General features: G+C 62.1%; 17 protein-coding genes. 3 read left to right on the forward strand and 14 right to left on the reverse strand.

Annotation, left to right across the window (positions count from 1 at the left end; translation table 11 throughout):
• Positions 1 to 36: 36 nt before the first annotated feature.
• The 11 genes from RBA41_RS32070 to RBA41_RS32120 all read right to left on the reverse strand — a co-directional run bounded on the left by RBA41_RS32070 (position 37) and on the right by RBA41_RS32120 (position 8,780).
• Positions 37 to 600, reverse strand: a complete 564-nt coding sequence (locus RBA41_RS32070; protein WP_306628405.1) for a sigma-E factor negative regulatory protein — start codon at positions 598 to 600, stop codon at positions 37 to 39.
• A 62-nt stretch (positions 601 to 662) separates the two neighbouring features.
• Entirely contained in the window at positions 663 to 1,265 is a 603-nt protein-coding gene (rpoE, locus tag RBA41_RS32075; RefSeq protein WP_054267245.1) for an RNA polymerase sigma factor RpoE, read from the reverse strand.
• 69 nt (positions 1,266 to 1,334) lie between these two features.
• Positions 1,335 to 1,928 (reverse strand): hypothetical protein, encoded by a 594-nt coding sequence (locus RBA41_RS32080; RefSeq protein WP_306628406.1) that lies wholly within the window; start codon positions 1,926 to 1,928, stop codon positions 1,335 to 1,337.
• A gap of 97 nt (positions 1,929 to 2,025) precedes the next feature.
• Positions 2,026 to 3,285: a beta-ketoacyl-ACP synthase II gene (gene fabF / locus RBA41_RS32085; protein ID WP_306628407.1), complete on the reverse strand. Its 1,260-nt coding sequence runs from the start codon at positions 3,283 to 3,285 to the stop codon at positions 2,026 to 2,028.
• A gap of 28 nt (positions 3,286 to 3,313) precedes the next feature.
• Entirely contained in the window at positions 3,314 to 3,553 is a 240-nt protein-coding gene (gene acpP / locus RBA41_RS32090; RefSeq protein ID WP_018059410.1) for an acyl carrier protein, read from the reverse strand.
• Between the two features lie 177 nt (positions 3,554 to 3,730).
• Entirely contained in the window at positions 3,731 to 4,468 is a 738-nt protein-coding gene (fabG, locus tag RBA41_RS32095) for a 3-oxoacyl-ACP reductase FabG (protein ID WP_306628408.1), read from the reverse strand.
• A 55-nt stretch (positions 4,469 to 4,523) separates the two neighbouring features.
• Positions 4,524 to 5,471, reverse strand: coding sequence for an ACP S-malonyltransferase (fabD, locus tag RBA41_RS32100; protein WP_306628409.1), 948 nt, complete (start codon positions 5,469 to 5,471; stop codon positions 4,524 to 4,526).
• A 142-nt stretch (positions 5,472 to 5,613) separates the two neighbouring features.
• Positions 5,614 to 6,600 (reverse strand): beta-ketoacyl-ACP synthase III, encoded by a 987-nt coding sequence (locus RBA41_RS32105; protein WP_306628410.1) that lies wholly within the window; start codon positions 6,598 to 6,600, stop codon positions 5,614 to 5,616.
• A gap of 11 nt (positions 6,601 to 6,611) precedes the next feature.
• The gene (plsX, locus tag RBA41_RS32110; protein ID WP_306628411.1) at positions 6,612 to 7,673 is read right to left on the reverse strand and encodes a phosphate acyltransferase PlsX; all 1,062 of its coding nucleotides are present in this window, start codon (positions 7,671 to 7,673) and stop codon (positions 6,612 to 6,614) included.
• Positions 7,674 to 7,869: 196 nt separating this feature from the next.
• Positions 7,870 to 8,052: a 50S ribosomal protein L32 gene (gene rpmF / locus RBA41_RS32115; protein WP_008449924.1), complete on the reverse strand. Its 183-nt coding sequence runs from the start codon at positions 8,050 to 8,052 to the stop codon at positions 7,870 to 7,872.
• A 230-nt stretch (positions 8,053 to 8,282) separates the two neighbouring features.
• Positions 8,283 to 8,780: a YceD family protein gene (locus RBA41_RS32120; RefSeq protein ID WP_306628412.1), complete on the reverse strand. Its 498-nt coding sequence runs from the start codon at positions 8,778 to 8,780 to the stop codon at positions 8,283 to 8,285.
• 180 nt (positions 8,781 to 8,960) lie between these two features.
• On the opposite strand from RBA41_RS32120, the gene RBA41_RS32125 reads away from it, so the two are divergent.
• A complete protein-coding gene (locus tag RBA41_RS32125; protein WP_306628413.1) occupies positions 8,961 to 9,563 on the forward strand; it encodes a Maf family nucleotide pyrophosphatase in 603 nt (200 codons plus the stop codon).
• Between the two features lie 16 nt (positions 9,564 to 9,579).
• Complete coding sequence (locus RBA41_RS32130) at positions 9,580 to 10,326, forward strand: SAM-dependent methyltransferase (RefSeq protein WP_306628414.1); 747 nt, start codon at positions 9,580 to 9,582, stop codon at positions 10,324 to 10,326.
• A 123-nt stretch (positions 10,327 to 10,449) separates the two neighbouring features.
• On the opposite strand, the gene RBA41_RS32135 is transcribed toward RBA41_RS32130, so the two are convergent.
• The 3 genes from RBA41_RS32135 to aceA form a co-directional block, all read right to left on the reverse strand.
• The gene (locus RBA41_RS32135) at positions 10,450 to 11,700 is read right to left on the reverse strand and encodes an EAL and HDOD domain-containing protein (RefSeq protein ID WP_306628415.1); all 1,251 of its coding nucleotides are present in this window, start codon (positions 11,698 to 11,700) and stop codon (positions 10,450 to 10,452) included.
• A 70-nt stretch (positions 11,701 to 11,770) separates the two neighbouring features.
• Complete coding sequence (locus tag RBA41_RS32140; protein ID WP_306628416.1) at positions 11,771 to 12,982, reverse strand: 23S rRNA (adenine(2030)-N(6))-methyltransferase RlmJ; 1,212 nt, start codon at positions 12,980 to 12,982, stop codon at positions 11,771 to 11,773.
• Between the two features lie 237 nt (positions 12,983 to 13,219).
• Complete coding sequence (aceA, locus tag RBA41_RS32145; RefSeq protein WP_099877013.1) at positions 13,220 to 14,518, reverse strand: isocitrate lyase; 1,299 nt, start codon at positions 14,516 to 14,518, stop codon at positions 13,220 to 13,222.
• A gap of 671 nt (positions 14,519 to 15,189) precedes the next feature.
• Here aceA and RBA41_RS32150 point away from each other — a divergent pair.
• A complete protein-coding gene (locus RBA41_RS32150; RefSeq protein ID WP_306628417.1) occupies positions 15,190 to 16,266 on the forward strand; it encodes a cache domain-containing protein in 1,077 nt (358 codons plus the stop codon).
• Positions 16,267 to 16,324 lie beyond the last annotated feature (58 nt).

Consider the following 16,324-nt stretch of genomic DNA (forward strand, 5'->3'; position numbering starts at 1 on the left):
GCGCCAGGCAAGCACGGCGTGGATGACGAGGGTGGATCAGGAAATCGAGGCGATGGCCGGCTTGGCCATATTGACCGGCTTGGGATCGGCCCTGCCATCGGCCTTGGCGTCCCGGCTCCCGGTCGCGCCGTCGGCCCGCGGTTCGGAGATGGCCTCGCTCACCGGTTCGGCAATGGCCTCGTTGACCGGCTCGGCGACGGCAATCGCGTCCGGCGCATCCGGCGCGTCGCTGCCGCTCACGGGGCCGGCGGTGCCGGTCGCCGCCGCCTCGCTGATGCCGGTGACCGGCCCGGCCGCGCCGGCGGCCACGGCGGCCGGGGGAATGGCCGGCGCGCGCCGCGACAGGGCCGCGCCTGATGCGCGCAGCATGCGCTTGCCCGGCGGCGGCTCGGCCGCCAGGCGCGCCGCCAGTTTGCTGGCGAATGCGTCGGATAGGTCGGGCCCGCCCGGGTCGCGCATGGCGTCGCGGATGCGGTGGTACAAGTCCCACGCGTGCTGGCCGTCGGCCGAATGCAGGGCCGCGTCAGGAAACGTGGACGGCGACAGTTCGTGGTCGCTGAACGCCGAGATCTGCTCCCGGACTTTTTTCGGGGTGTCCATCAGTATTTCCATCACTGTAAGTGTGACCAAAAGTTAACCGATTAGAGCGATCATCGCTACATTTAGCGTCGTTTGTCAACTGGCATGTCGAGCAAGGGCCTCAACTTTTCGGCAATCACTTCGCGCGCCCGGAAAATCCGGCTGCGCACCGTGCCGATGGGACATGACATCACTTCCGCTATTTCCTCGTAGCTCAACCCTTCAATTTCGCGCAGGACTATCGCGTTGCGCAATTCGTGCGGCAGCGCCTCCATCGCGGCATTGACCGTATAAGCGATCTGCTTGCTTGCCAACACCGATTCCGGGGTGTTGATGTCACGCAAGCTGTCCGCATCGTCAAACGCTTCGGCGCGCTCCGCATCCGACTCGGTCGAGGTCGGTGCGCGCCTGCCCTGTGTGACGAGAAAATTCTTCGCCGTATTGATCCCGATTCTGTAGAGCCACGTATAGAAAGCGGAATCCCCCCTGAAATGCCGCAAGGCCCGATAAGCCTTGATGAATGTTTCCTGTACCACGTCCTCGGCCTCGGCCGGATCATGCACCAGGCGCGAAACAAGCCGCATCAGCCTGCGCTGATATTTACTGACCAGCAGGTCGAACGCCTGCCTGTCGCCAGCCTGGACGCGCTCAACCAGCAGTTGATCACACTCGCGTTCTGTCGTCACTGACCCTGCCCTCTTGGCTGCAGCAGCGGCCCGTCCCTATGTCTATAGAGTTGGCCGCTTGCAATAAGTTCAAAGTATTTTGTTATTTCCGACAAATTTATTGTCCCGCCCGGCAATGGCCCTGAGGGCCACCGACACACCCCGGAATTGCTCGCGAGCCAAACTGTCCGGCCAGATGAGCAGCACACTGACGAGCTTGCCACCGGGTGAGCCCAGCAGCAGGAGCAGGCTGTGCGGCCAGATAGTCGATCCGGGAAGCAATTGCAGCACATCTGCTTCGGCCGGTACTGCGCCCAAGCTCTGTTGTACCGTCAGGCGAATCTCGCCGAGTCCAGAAATATCAATCCTGCGCCGCATTTCCCCCTGTACCGATGCCCTCCATGCAAGTATTGCTGCCAAGGCGCAAGCCCCAGCACACAATGCCGGCAAAACGCTGGCCGCGCCAATGCCCGCAGCCCAGCGCCCGACGAGCGCAAGAGCCACGGCCAGATTGAGCGCGGCATAGCCCAGCAGAACCAGACGCAAGGAACGCGACGGCCTGATGCAGGCGGAAACCGCAATCGACATAATCAGTAGGAAAGGTGCTGCGGGGCGCCAGTGCGTGATGGTGCACTGGGCAAATCGGACCCCGGCGAGAGCCGCCGGCGTTTCATCGACGCCCACACTTGAGACAAGTGCGGACGCCGAAAGTTCATGCTGCGACGCGAAAATTTTTCCTGCGCGTCATTGCACCAAGGATTGTTTTAGCGACGCTGGGGGCTCAAACCTTGCCGAATGCCTTGCCAAATACCAGGGTGCCGTTGGTGCCACCGAAGCCGAACGAGTTCTTCACCGCGATGTCGATCTTCATCTCGCGCGCCGTGTTGGCGCAGAAGTCCAGGTCGCAGGCGGGATCCTGGTTGAAGATGTTGATCGTCGGCGGAGAGATCTGGTGATGCATCGCCAGCACGGTGAACACGGCTTCCAGGCCGCCGGCGCCGCCCAGCAGGTGGCCGGTCATCGACTTGGTCGAGTTGACCACCAGCTTGCCGGCGTGCGCGCCGAAGGTCTTCTTCAGTCCCTGCACTTCGGCCACATCGCCCTGCGGGGTCGAGGTACCGTGCGCGTTGACGTAATTGACCTGGTCGGCATTGATGCCGGCATTGGTCAGGGCCGACTGCATGCAGCGGCTCGCGCCACTGCCGTCTTCGACCGGCGCCGTCATGTGGTAGGCGTCGGCACTCATGCCGAAGCCCAGCAGTTCGGCATAGATCCTGGCGCCGCGCGCCTTGGCGTGTTCGTACTCTTCGAGCACCATCACGCCGGCACCCTCGCCCAGCACGAAGCCGTCGCGGTCGACGTCCCACGGACGCGAGGCGGTGGCCGGATCGTCGTTGCGCGAGGACAGCGCGCGTGCCGAGGCGAAACCGCCCAGGCCCAGCGGCGAAATGGTCGCTTCGGCGCCGCCGGCAATCATCACGTCGGCGTCGCCGTACTCGATCAGGCGGCCAGCCGCGCCGATGCTGTGCAGGCCGGTGGTGCAGGCCGTGACGATGGCCAGGTTCGGACCGCGCAAGCCGTACTTGATCGACAGGTTGCCCGAAATCATATTAATGATCGAGGCCGGCACGAAAAACGGCGAAATGCGGCGCGGGCCGCGCTTGGCATATTCTTCCTTGGTGTCTTCGATCAGCGGCAAGCCGCCGATGCCGGAACCGATGATCACGCCGATGCGGTCGGCATTATCTTCGGTGACGACCAGTCCGCAATCCTGCATTGCCTGGATACCCGCCGCCATGCCGTAATGGATAAACGTATCCATGTGGCGGGCATCCTTGGCAGGGATGTAATCCTCGATATTGAAACCCTTGACTTCGCCCGCGAAGTGGGTCGAAAAGGGCTGCGCATCAAACTTGGTGATGTTGGCAATGCCCGACTTGCCGGCCAGCGCCGCGCTCCACGTCTCGGCAACCGTGTTGCCGATTGGTGAAACGCAGCCCAGCCCGGTGATGACGACACGACGATTTCGTGAACGGCTCAAGCGATTCTCCCGAGAAAAATTGTAAAACTTAGGCCTTGACGTGCGCCGTAGCGTAGTCGATTGCCTGTTTCACGGTGGTGATCTTTTCAGCTTGTTCGTCAGGGATTTCCATTTCGAATTCGTCTTCCAGTGCCATCACCAGTTCGACGGTGTCGAGCGAATCCGCACCGAGGTCGTCAACGAACGAAGATTCGATTTTGATGTCTACTTCTGCAACGCCCAGTTGCTCAGCGACGATTTTTTTAACGCGTTGTTCGATATCCGACATGTTATGGCTCCATTGTGTGTGTTACGGAAAGTGCGCGCATTTTATCAGGTTTGCGCGGTGAAAAACTAATTTCGGTGTCTGCCGCAAATTCCACCGAACGTACTGCTAAATGACGAGAATTCCCTTTATCTGATCCGTGCGCAGGGCCGCAAATGGGATCAGGCCAGGCACGCAACATCAATTCATATACATTCCGCCGTTCACGTGCAGGGTCGTGCCCGTGATGTACGCCGCTTGCGGCCCCGCCAGGAAGGCGACGGCGTGGGCGATGTCTTCCGGCGCGCCCAGGCGCCCCAGCGGAATTTGCGTCAGCAAGCCGGTGTGCTGCTCGGCACTTAATGCCTTGGTCATATCGGTATCGATGAAGCCGGGAGCGATGCAGTTGACCGTGATGTTGCGGCTGCCGATCTCGCGCGCCAGCGCCCGGCTCATGCCGGCCACGCCGGCCTTGGCGGCCGCGTAATTCATCTGCCCCGCATTGCCGGCCGAACCGACCACCGAGGTGATGTTAATAATACGCCCATGCTTCGCTTTCATCATGCCGCGCAGGACGGCGCGCGACAGGCGCCCCACCGCCGACAGGTTGGTGGCGATGACGCTGTCCCATTCCTCGTCCTTCATGCGCATGGCCAGCTGGTCTTGCGTGATGCCGGCATTGTTGACCAGGATCGACAGGCTGCCGAAACCCTTTTGCACATCGTCGACGACGGCGCCGCAGGCGGCGGCATCGGTCACGTTCAGGACCGCGCCCTTGCCGCCGAATTCGGCCAGATAGGCGGAAATTGCCTCAGCGCCACTCTCGGTGGTGGCGGTGCCGACCACTGTCGCGCCCTGGCGGGCCAGTTCGAGTGCGATGGCCTTGCCGATGCCGCGCGACGCGCCCGTGACCAGGGCGACTTGATTTTCCAGTTTCATTGATGTCCTTTTGTTCTAATATGCTGCGATGCCTTGCGATACTGCGCCAACTGGCTTACGCCTGATTGAGGCTGCTCAATACGCGCTCCAGTGAAGCCTGGTCCACCAGCGCCTCGCCCACCAGTTGCGCATCGATGCGCTTGGCCATGCCGATCAGCACCTTGCTCGGCGCCGATTCGATCACCTGGGTGACGCCGCCGGCCGCCATCTTCTGCATGGTTTCGACCCAGCGCACCGCACCGGCCGCCTGGCGCACCAGCGCATCCTTGATCGCCTCGGGATCGTTCAGGATAGCCACGTCGACGTTGTTGATCAAGTCGATCCGCGGCGCCGCGAACGGCACATCCTTCAGATAGTCGCGCAGGCGGTCCGATGCCGGTTTCAGCAGCGAGGAATGGAACGGCGCCGACACCGCCAGCTTCATGGCGCGCTTGGCGCCCCTGGCCTTGGCCAGTTCGCAGGCGCGTTCGACGGCGCCATTGTGACCGGCGATCACGATCTGGGTCAGTTCGTTGAAATTCACCGCCTCGACCACGTCGGCCGAGTTGGCGGCGCCCGCTTCGGCGCAAATCGCGCGCACCTCGTCGGCCGCCAGGCCGAGGATGACGGCCATGCCGCCCTGCCCCACCGGCACCGCTTCCTGCATGGCCTGGGCGCGGAAGCGCACCAGCGGCACCGCATCCTTGAAGGCGATCACGCCGGCCGCCACCAGGGCCGAATATTCGCCCACGCTGTGGCCGGCCACCAGCGCCGGCACGGCGCCGCCGGCCGCGATCCAGGCACGGTAGACGGCGACCGAGGCGGTCAGCATGACAGGCTGGGTATTGGTGGTCAGGTCCAGGTCTTCCTTGGGACCGTCGGCGATCAGTTTGCCCAGGTCGAAGCCGAGCGCTTCGTTGGCTTCGGCAATGGTTTGCGCGACCACGGGGTTGCCGGCGAAGCCGCCCAGCATGCCGATGGCCTGCGAACCCTGGCCGGGAAATACGAACGCGAATTTACTCATGGAATGATGTCCTCCTGTTTTGTTTTTATGGCGGCATCCGCATCAAGGACTGGTGCGGGCAAGAATGAAAGAATCGGTGAAAGAAATGGCAAAGGAAATGGCGACGGTGCTGGCGGCGCTTCCGGGCGCCGCCGCTAACCAATCACATGCGCACCAGCACGGCGCCCCAGGTGAAGCCGCCGCCGACGCCTTCCATCATGACGTTGTCGCCCGCCTTGATGCGGCCGTCGCGCACGGCGATGTCGAGCGCCAGCGGAATCGAGGCGGCCGACGTATTGCCATGCTGGTCGACCGTGACCACCATTTTATCGAGCGGCAAGCCGAGCTTCTTCGCCGTGCTTTTCATGATGCGGATATTGGCCTGGTGCGGCACCAGCCAGTCGAGCTGGCCGGCGGTCATGTGCGCGTGTTCGAGCACCTCGTTGGCCACCTGCTCGAGCACGGTGACGGCCAGCTTGAACACCGCCGGGCCATCCATGTACAGGAAAGCGCTGCCGGCGATCGCGCCGCCGGCCAGGGTGCCCGGCACGCTGAGGATGTCGGAATGGCGTCCGTCGGCATGCAGTTTGCATGCCAGAATGCCCGGCTCTTCCGAGGCGGCCAGGACGATGGCGCCGGCGCCGTCGCCGAACAGCACGCAGGTGGTGCGGTCCTTGAAATCGAGGATGCGTGAAAACACTTCGGCGCCGATCACCAGCACGTTCTTGTGCGCGCCCGACTTGATGAAGGCGTCCGCCACCGACACCGCATACACGAAGCCGCTGCAGACGGCTTGCACGTCGAAGGCGGCGCTGTTGTTGTGCATGCCGAGCTTGCGCTGGACGATGCAGGCGGTGCTGGGAAAGCTGCCATGGAAATCGGGAGTCGAGCTGGCCACGATGACGAGGTCGATTTCCTCGGGATGCTTGCCGGCCATCTCGAGCGCCTTGCGGGCGGCGGCCACGGCCAGGTCCGACGACAGCTCGTCCGGCGCCGCGTAATGCCGGTTCGATATGCCGCTGCGTGAGACGATCCACTCGTCCGACGTTTCGATGCCCTTGGCCGCCAGTTGCTCGGTCAGGTCGCCGTTGGAGACGCGCTTGGCCGGCAGATAGCTGCCGGTGCCGATAATTTTGCTGTACAAGGTCATTGCTAGCCGTCCTACGAGTGGGTTATTCCTGGCACTTCCGGGTCAGGCGTACGGGGCATCAACTCGGCGATCATGGCCGAGAGCTGCTCCTGCACATTGTATTTTGCCGCGTCGAAGGCGCGTTTGATCGCCCACTCATACGAGTACGCATCGGCGCCGCCGTGGCTCTTGAACACCAGGCCGCGCAAACCGAGCAGGCTGGCACCGTTGTAGCGCGACGGATTGAAACGGTTGGAGAATTTCTTCAGGGCGCCACGTCCGACGATGGCCCCGAGCATGGTCAGCGGATTGCGCTTGAACTCGGTGGTCAGGGCATCCTTGACGAAGCGGCCCAGTCCCTCGGCCGCCTTGAGCGTGACGTTGCCGACGAAACCGTCGCACACCACGATGTCGGTGGTGCCCTTGAAAATATCGTTGCCTTCGACGTTGCCGTAGAAATTGAGGGCGCCGCGCTCATGGTCTTCGCGCAGCAGCTTGCCGGTGGCCTTGACCACTTCATTGCCCTTGATTTCCTCGGTGCCGACATTGAGCAGGCCGATGGTCGGGCGCTTGATGCCTTCCATGGCCGAGACCAGCACCGAACCCATGATGGCGAACTGGTGCAGGTGATGCGGCTCGCAGTCGACGTTCGCGCCCAGGTCCAGCATATAGGTCGGGCCGTCTTTCTGGTTGGGAAGGATCGAGCAGATGGCGGGACGGTCGACCCCGGCCATGGTCTTGAGCACATAGCGCGACACCGCCATCAGGGCGCCGGTATTGCCGGCCGACACGCAGGCCTGGGCCTTGCCGTCCTTGACCAGCTCGATCGCCACGCGCATCGACGAATCCTTCTTGCGGCGCAGGGCGATTTCGATGGGATCGTCCATCGTCACCACTTCGGACGCATGCAGGATGGACAGGCGCGGATGGCTGTCGGCTTTGTGTTTTTTGAGTTCTGCGCGCAACTCGTCCTGCAGGCCGACCAGAATCAATTCTGCTTCGGGTTCGCTGCTGAGGAAAGAGAGTGCTGCGGGGATAGTAACTGAGGGGCCATGATCGCCGCCCATGCAGTCAATGGAAATTTTAATTGTCATTTTGTGGATTCGTACCGCGACTCAACAGCGTGTGGCGGCAGGATGCGATCTGGAAGTGGGCGAGCGCCAAGCAGAGTCTGCGTAATTCGAAATGACGGTGTGCAAAGGTGGTTTGCAGCCGGTGACAAAGAAAAAGCGGTGCGACGCACAAAAAAGTCGTTGCACCGCTTTCATCTTACTCAAACTAAAACGTCGATTACTCGTCGTTTTTGGTTTTGAGAACTTTGCGACCACGGTAAAAGCCGTTAGGGCTGATGTGGTGACGCAGGTGCGTTTCACCGGTGGTTGGCTCGATGCCCAGTTGTGGCGCGACCAGGAAGTCGTGCGAACGGTGCATACCGCGCTTCGAAGGGGATTTCTTGTTTTGCTGAACTGCCATGATGACTCCTAATACATAAGTTCTAAAATTCTAACACAATCGATCAGCAAATACATGCGAATCGAGTATCCCAGCGGCAAAATTTCTTTACCGACATGTTTAACGCCGTCCTACCTTTACTACCAATGCCATACTCGACTACAACACGCGTTTGACACGTTCATTACACTTGCCTGTTCTGTATTTCAGCCGCCGTCAGATTCAGGCGGCCCGCCGCGCGCCGTTTCCGGCTACTCGGCCTTGAGGTTCTTGAGCCCCGCAAACGGCGATGGCTTGTCGGACTTGGCCGCGTCGAGCACCTTACTGTCCGGACACACCTCGTGCTTGGGCACTTGCGGCAGGGCCAGCAAGGCCTCGTCCTCGAACAGATCGCGCACATCGCATTCGCGGCTGCCGACGATGACGTCGATGCTCTCGTCGTTCAATACTTCCTCGATCTCGTCCGCCTGCTCGTCATCCTTGCCGAGCATCAGCACGGTGGACGAATCCATCTCGTAAGCGTACGGGGCCAGGCAACGCTGGCATACCAGCTGGACCGTGCCGGACACCGACAAGGTCATTTGCGGATAGCCCTGCTTGCTGGTCGACCCATCGATGGTCCAGGCGATCTGGCCCGACTGGTCGGCACAATCCTTGTTCAACCGGCTCATTTCAGCGACAGGCGTGACGCCCTCGCGATGGCCGTTGCTTCGACAAAACTCAAAAGCGTCGATGACAAAAGCACTCATTGCAGAAATTTTCCCCGGAAAACCTGCGATAATAACAGGCTTCTCGTTGTGGAGTCAAAGACTTAGCGCGATTATTTGGGCATGGACCCGCGCGCTGCTGCTGGCGCGACCACGCCGTGCCCGCCAGATGAATCCCGCTGCGCCCGCTAACAGGGACAGCCAACAGGACCAAGGTACGACATGATACCAACTTCCACCGCACCGCGGCTAATTCTTGCATCGAGTTCCGCGTACCGGCGCGAATTGCTCGAACGCCTGCGCCTGCCGTTCGACGTGCTGGTGCCCGATATCGATGAAACGCCCCTGCCCGGCGAATTGCCCGAAGCGACCGCGCTGCGCCTGGCGCGCGCCAAGGCCGAAGCGGTCGCGGCGCGCGCGCCGGGCAGTGTCGTCATCGGTTCCGACCAGGTCGCCACGCTCGACGGCGAGCAGATCGGCAAACCGGGCAACCACGCCAACGCCCTGGCCCAGCTGCGGACCATGCGCGGGCGGCGCGTGGTGTTCCACACGGCGCTGTGCCTGTGGGACGGCCGCAGCGGCACAGCCCAGGTGGAAAACGTGCAAACCTTCGTCACCGTGCGCGACCTGCCCGATGCCGAACTCGACGCCTACCTGCGCATCGAGCAACCCTACGACTGCGCCGGCAGCGCCAAGAACGAAGCGCTCGGCATTGCCATCCTGGAGCGCATCGACAGCACCGACCCGACCGCCCTCACCGGCCTGCCCCTGATCGCCCTGAGCGGCATGCTGCGCCAGGCCGGTTTTTCCTTCTTTCAACAGTGAGCACTGCACCAAGACCATGTCCGGCACTTTATATCTGATCCCCAACACCCTCGGCGCCGCCGACACGGCCACCGACGCGCTCGCGCACATCATTCCCGAGCAAGTCCAGGCGCTGACTGCGCGGCTCGACTATTTTGTCGCCGAAAACGCCAAGACCGCGCGCGGCTTCCTGAAACTGATTGCGCAGCGGCATCCATTAGCGAAAACATTGCAGGAAATCGAGATTGCTGAACTGAACGTGAACACCCCGGCGCAAGCGCTGGCCGGCCTGCTCGAACCGCTGCTGGCCGGGCGCGACGCCGGCCTCATTTCGGAAGCGGGCGTACCGGCGGTGGCCGACCCCGGCGCCGACCTGGTGCGCCTGGCGCACGAGCGCGGCATCCAGGTGCGCCCGCTGGTCGGTCCCTCCTCGCTGCTGCTGGCGGTGATGGCGAGCGGCTTGAACGGCCAGAGCTTCGCCTTCAACGGCTACCTGCCGACCGACGCGACCCTGCGCACCAAGCGCATCAAGGAACTGGAAACGCGTTCGCGCGCGGAAAAACAGACCCAGCTGCTGATCGAAACGCCCTACCGCAACGGCGCCATGCTCGAAGCCCTGGTCGGCGCCTGCCAGCCGGGCACGCTGATCTGCGTCGCGACCGACCTGAGCCTGCCGACCGAATCGATCCGCACCTTGAACGGCGGCAAATGGAAGTCGCTGCTGGCGGCTGGCAAGGCGCCCGACTTTCACAAGAAGCCGACCGTGTTTTTGCTGCTGGCATAATACGCAACAGGCGCGCCTGGCGCCTGGAAAAACGCCAGGTCGGCACAAGAAGCCAACGGTGAATGTGCCACTGGCATAGCCAGCACGCGACCCGGGATGGTCTCGCCTTTGGATGCGGGTGTTTCAGGCCACCAGCTCGTTCACCCAGCCGAAGGCGTCCATTTCGATCTCGCGCATGACCTTGGCACTGAGGCCGAGCGCCTTGAGCGACCTGGCCAGTTCCGGGCCGCGCCTGGGGTTTTCCAGCAGCTCGACCACGCGCAGCATGTCGCCGAGTATGCCTTCGCGTTCGAGCAGGGCGGCGCGCACTTCGTCGGCCACCACCACGGTGCCGAGAATATCCTGCATCGACATCGAAAACAGCGCATCCATCAGCGACATGATGCCCACCGTAAAACCGGTCTCGGCGCTGGCACCCTGCACTTTCTGCGTCATCAGTTCCATCAGCTTGCCGCGCGTGGTGGCCATCTGCAGCAGCGGCGAATTCAGTTCGACCGCCGCGCCCGGCTTGGCGTACAGCAGGATTTGCAGCCAGCGCTGCAATTGCTGGCGCCCGAGCACGTACAGCGCCTCGGTCAGCGAATCGATGCGCCCGCGCGCGCCGGCCGCCGGGGTATTGACCAGCCGCAGCAGGTTCAGGCTGATCAGGGCGTCGCGCTTGACGGCGCGCTCGATCTCGGCATTGTCGGCATCCGAATTGATCAGGTCGAGCAGGCGCAGGATGACCAGCTCCGACGGCGCGATTTTCTTGCCGCTCAAAATGGCCGGACGGGCGAAATAATAGCCCTGGAAATACTCGAAGCCGAGCGCCATGCACGTCTCGAATTCCTCGACCGTCTCGACCTTTTCGGCCAGCAGCTTCTTGTTGCGTCCGTTCAGGGCGGCCACCAGCGCCGGCAAGGCCTGCGCCGGCACGGCCTGCACATCGACCTTGATGATGTCGACCAGGTCGACCAGCTTGTGCACGTCCTCGGACTCGTCGACCACATCGTCGAGGGCGAACTTGAAGCCGAACTCCTTCAGTTCGCGCACGCGCGCGATCACGGCGGGCGTGGCCGGCACGGTTTCGAGGATTTCGAGGATGACCTTGTCGTGCGGCAGGAAGCGCACGAAGTCGCTCATGAGCACGATCTCGTCGACATTGACGAACGCCAGGCGTTCGCCGACCACCCTGGCCATGCCGAGCTGGGAAGCGTGCGAAATCACGGCCGCCGTGGCGGCAGCGTGATCGGTCACATTCGCGTCGCCACCGTTTGCGCTGCGAAACAACAGTTCAAAGGCAACCAGTCGCTGGTTGCGTCCGAGAATAGGCTGGCGCGCGAGGAAAAAATCGTCGGATGGCAGCGCCAGCTCGGCCACGGTATCAATAGGCATGGGGAATCCGGAAAACAGGGGGGGCGCCGACAGCGGCGCCCCCTGCGGTGACTATACTACGGTGGCAGACTTAAGGACGGCGCGGGCCGCTGTTGCGTGGACCGGTCGGACGCGCACTCTTGCCCGCCGCGCCGCCTTCGGCAGGCCGCGCACTCTTGCGCGTGACGCCAGCCTCGGTGGGGCGCGCGCTCTTGCCGGCCGCGGCAGCGGCAATGCTGGAGCGCTTGGCGACCGGCGTGCGTGGCGCGCCGCCAGCCGCGCCGGGCGTGCCGGCGGGCGCTTGCCCGGGCAGGCGCAGGCTGCCGGTACCGGCGGTCGGGCTGGCCTTGCGGGCGTTACCGACCGGCATGCGCACGGCGCCGTTGGCACCGGTGCGGCCGCTGGCGGTACCGGTCACCTGGGTGCCTTTTTCGATCACGTAGGTGGCGTCGGCATTCTTGCCCAGCACCTGCACCAGGTACGGCATGACCTGGCGCAAGGTCGGCTCCAGCGTGTACGGCGGGTTGAGAATGAACATGCCGCTGCTGTGCAGGCCGAAACCATCCGGCCCCGGGGTGGTGATGGTCAGGGTGACGTTGAGCCATTCCTTGGCCGCCAGGCGCTTGAGCTTGTCGGCGAACTGGCGCGATTCCATGCGCTGCAGCACCGGATACCAGATCGCGTAGATGCCCGACGGGAAACGCACCAGGGCATCGTCGAGCGCATCGCGCACCTTGCGGTAATCCTGCTTGTCTTCGTAGGGCGGATCGATCAGGACCAGGGCGCGCCGCGATGGCGGCGGCAGCAGGGTCTTGAGGGCGTGGAAACCATCGCCGCGCTCGATCAGCACGCGCCGGCCGCGCGCGCTCGGGCGCTCGCCCTGCGCTGCCGCGTGCGCTTCGACCTTGCGGAAGTTATCGGCCAGGATCTTGCTGTCGGCCGGATGCAGCTCGAACAGGCGCAGGCGGTCGTGCTCGCGCATGACCTTGTCGGCGCAATACGGCGAACCCGGGTAGTAGCGCATCTTGCCGCTCGGGTTCAGTTCCTTGATCAGGTTGACGTATTCGGCCAGCGGCTTGGGCAAGTCCTTGCGCTCCCACAGCGGGCCGATGCCGGTGTCGTATTCGGCGTTCTTGGACGCGTAACCGCCATCGAGCGCATACACGCCGGCACCGGAGTGGGTGTCGATATAGGTGTAGGCCGTGTCTTTCTGATTCATGTACTCGTGCAGCTGAATCTGCACGAAATGCTTCAGGACGTCGGCGTGATTACCCGCGTGAAAGGCGTGGCGGTAGCTCAACATAACGTGGGTATTCCATAAAAAAGGGGGATCTGAGCCGCCATTATCCTCTATAAAGACGGTTCGGACGCAAAAAGCGCGTAAATGCGCAACGCCCTCCCCCTTGACCGCGCGGCGTGGGCCTGGGGCGGACAAGGGGGAAGGCGCTGTGCGTTTCCACCCGTGGGGGCGCGGGATGGCCCGTTTCGGGACCATCCCGCTGGCGGCGCTCCTTGTGGAAGCGCCGCGGATCAATAGCGTTTAAGCTACTTTCTTTTCGTCGAAGAATTGTTCATCTTCGGTCGAACCATGCAGCGCGGTGGTCGAGCTCTGGTTCTGCTGGATGGTCTGGGTGACGGCGTCAAAATAGCCGGTACCGACTTCGCGCTGGTGCTTGACGGCCGTGAAGCCCTTGTCGGCGGCGGCGAATTCGGCTTCCTGCAGCTCGACGAAGGCCGACATCTGGCGACGCGCATAGCCGTGCGCCAGGTTGAACATGCCGTAGTTCAGGGCATGGAAGCCGGCCAGGGTGATGAACTGGAACTTGTAACCCATGGCGCCCAGTTCTTTCTGGAACTTGGCGATGGTGGCATCGTCCAGGTTCTTTTTCCAGTTGAACGATGGCGAGCAGTTGTAAGCGAGCATCTTGCCCGGGAACTTGGCGTGCACGGCATCGGCGAACTGCTTGGCGAAGGCCAGGTCCGGCTTGCCGGTTTCGCACCAGACCAGGTCGGCGAACGGCGCGTAGGCAATGGCGCGCGAAATGGCTTGCTCGATGCCCGGACGGACCTTGTAGAAGCCTTCGACGGTGCGCTCGCCGGTGCAGAATTCCCGGTCGTTGTCATCCACGTCGGAGGTCAAGAGGTCGGCCGCTTCGGCGTCGGTACGGGCGATCACCAGGGTCGAGGTGCCCATCACGTCGGCCGCCAGGCGCGCCGCGGTCAGCTTTTCGACCGCTTCACGGGTTGGCACCAGCACTTTGCCGCCCATGTGGCCGCATTTCTTGACCGACGCCAGCTGATCTTCGAAGTGAACGCCGGCGGCGCCCGCGTCGATCATCGACTTCATCAGTTCGTAGGCGTTCAGGACGCCGCCGAAACCGGCTTCGGCATCGGCGATGATCGGCGCGAAGTAATCGATGTCATCCTTGCCTTCGGACCACTGGATCTGGTCGGCGCGCTGGAAGGTGTTGTTGATGCGGCGTACGACCAGCGGCACCGAGTTGGCCGGGTACAGCGATTGGTCGGGATACATTTCGCCGGCCACGTTGGCGTCGCCTGCAACTTGCCAGCCGGACAGGTAGATGGCTTTCAGGCCAGCCTTGACCTGCTGCATGGCCTGGTTGCCGGTCATGGCGCCGAGGGCGTTGACGAAAGGCTCGTTATTGACCAGATCCCACAATTTTTCCGCGCCGCGCTTGGCCAGCGTGTGCTCGATCTTCAGCGAGCCGCGCAGACGCACCACGTCGGCTGCGGTGTAGTTACGTACAACACCTTTCCAGCGCGGGTTGGTGTCCCAATCTTTTTGCAGTTCTGCTACTTGCTGTTCACGAGTTGCCATGGTGTTCTCCTAATTGAAAGCCGAGTTAAGAAACGAAATCCGTTAGAGAAATCATAGACCGTTTTGCGCGCTGCAACAATACTCTTATATAAGACATATAACTAAATTTAAATCCTTAAAAATCAATAACTTGAAATTCATATCCCATGATGCGAAACGAAATTTCTCCAAATGGAAGAGCGCGGCGAGGCAAAACGATGGCACCATTTTGCATTGTGAAATGCAGTGCCCGCCTGATGAAATCCGGCAGCCTTTTTCCCGCCGGCCAATGGCCGGGCAGCGCACAAGGTCCCGCGCGCGCCGGCAATCGGCTGCAGAGTGTTGCACAGAAGACACACCGTGCTAGAATTCTCGCGAAAAATAACCGGAATCGGTCGAAAACACATGTCTCGCGTACTGTGCCGTAGGATAATGTGCCTTCAGGCAATCCTTAATCACTGCCGCACGACGCGCTCGGCGTCTCCAGGCAGTGTGCGAAGCGGTCCATGGCGGACAGTGCAGCTCCTACCAATAACACCCCTCATCCAATCCCGTTGCGCAGACGAGCGGGATGGTTGCCAGCTACAAAAGTCCGGCACGTCGTTTAGTGTCGGCCCAGCAATCGGTATCTTGATGTCCGATACGCTGGCCGATCTGCCACGTCAAGCAGACCTACATTACGAATGCATCTCATGAACCCAAAATTTACTCTTAATATTTTCCACAAAGTACTCATCACCCTGTTAGCGGTCACGCTGATCCCCCTGTGTACATTGTGGCTGGTCAGCGACAAGGCAGCGCAGCGCCAGCTGACCGCCAACGTGTCGCAAAACCTGGTGCTGACCATGAACACGGTTGCCAACGGCATTATTGGGTGGGATAACACCAACGTGCGCGCCATGACCCAGGCGAGCAGCCTGGACGACATGATTTCGATGAAGGCCGAGCGCCAGAATCCGATCCTGAGCGTCACCGGCACCGCCTACGAATGGTCGTACCTGATGTTTACGGTCCTGCCCGACGGCACCAACGTCGGCCGCAACGACGGCGGCGCCCTGACCCCTTACGGCGACCGCTCCTACTTCCAGCAAGTGATCAAGGGCGCGCCGGTCGGCCGCCAGGTCGTCATCGGCAAGACCAGCGGCAAGCCGGCGCTGATCCTGGCCACCCCGATCCGCGACGCCGGCTCCACGCTGGTCGGCGTGCTGGCCATGTCCATGTACCTGACCGATATTTCCAAGATCGTGACCGATATCCGCATCGGCGAAACCGGCCGCGCGATCCTGCTCGACGCCAGCAACAAGGTCATCGCCCACGGCGACGCCTCCAAGGTCCGTACCGCGCTGCAGGATTTCAGCGCCTATCCGGCACTGAAAGTGGCCGGCATCGCCAACGCGCCGGTCGTCTACACCTCCGAAGAGCGCCAGGTGATCGGCTTCATGCGTAAATTGCCGCAAGGCTGGACCTTGCTGGTTGAACAAGATTACGACGAAGCGTTCGCCACCATGAACCGGATGGAAAAGGATGCCCGCGTCCTGATCGGCGTCAGCGTGGCGCTCGTCATCGCCATCGCGATTTTCCTCGGCAAGGCCCTGACCCGTCCGATCAATGATTTGACCGCGATCGCGCGTCAGCTCAGCAACGGCGAACTGCAGGTCACGATCGCGCAAATCGACCGCGGCGATGAAATCGGCTCGCTGGCCCGCGCCATCGATCGACTCGGCGTAAGTATTCAGCTGGCAATGGATCGCCTGCGCAAAAAGGGGTAAAAAAAACAACGGGAAGGCGCTGATAACCCATGCTTTCGGTAAAGGCCGGTATAATAAT

Origin of the sequence: Massilia scottii, assembly GCF_030846495.1 — a bacterium.
Classification (GTDB): domain Bacteria; phylum Pseudomonadota; class Gammaproteobacteria; order Burkholderiales; family Burkholderiaceae_D; genus Telluria_A; species Telluria_A violaceinigra.

Bases quoted from the DNA above. Each gene is read 5' to 3' on its own strand.
- RBA41_RS32070 (WP_306628405.1), bottom strand. From the start codon at position 600: ATGGACACCCCGAAAAAAGTCCGGGAGCAGATCTCGGCGTTCAGCGAC.
- acpP (WP_018059410.1), bottom strand. From the start codon at position 3,553: ATGTCGGATATCGAACAACGCGTTAAAAAAATCGTCGCTGAGCAACTG.
- fabG (WP_306628408.1), bottom strand. From the start codon at position 4,468: ATGAAACTGGAAAATCAAGTCGCCCTGGTCACGGGCGCGTCGCGCGGC.
- fabD (WP_306628409.1), bottom strand. From the start codon at position 5,471: ATGAGTAAATTCGCGTTCGTATTTCCCGGCCAGGGTTCGCAGGCCATC.
- RBA41_RS32105 (WP_306628410.1), bottom strand. From the start codon at position 6,600: ATGACCTTGTACAGCAAAATTATCGGCACCGGCAGCTATCTGCCGGCC.
- plsX (WP_306628411.1), bottom strand. From the start codon at position 7,673: ATGACAATTAAAATTTCCATTGACTGCATGGGCGGCGATCATGGCCCC.
- rpmF (WP_008449924.1), bottom strand. From the start codon at position 8,052: ATGGCAGTTCAGCAAAACAAGAAATCCCCTTCGAAGCGCGGTATGCAC.
- RBA41_RS32120 (WP_306628412.1), bottom strand. From the start codon at position 8,780: ATGAGTGCTTTTGTCATCGACGCTTTTGAGTTTTGTCGAAGCAACGGC.
- RBA41_RS32125 (WP_306628413.1), top strand. From the start codon at position 8,961: ATGATACCAACTTCCACCGCACCGCGGCTAATTCTTGCATCGAGTTCC.
- RBA41_RS32130 (WP_306628414.1), top strand. From the start codon at position 9,580: ATGTCCGGCACTTTATATCTGATCCCCAACACCCTCGGCGCCGCCGAC.
- RBA41_RS32135 (WP_306628415.1), bottom strand. From the start codon at position 11,700: ATGCCTATTGATACCGTGGCCGAGCTGGCGCTGCCATCCGACGATTTT.
- RBA41_RS32140 (WP_306628416.1), bottom strand. From the start codon at position 12,982: ATGTTGAGCTACCGCCACGCCTTTCACGCGGGTAATCACGCCGACGTC.
- aceA (WP_099877013.1), bottom strand. From the start codon at position 14,518: ATGGCAACTCGTGAACAGCAAGTAGCAGAACTGCAAAAAGATTGGGAC.
- RBA41_RS32150 (WP_306628417.1), top strand. From the start codon at position 15,190: ATGAACCCAAAATTTACTCTTAATATTTTCCACAAAGTACTCATCACC.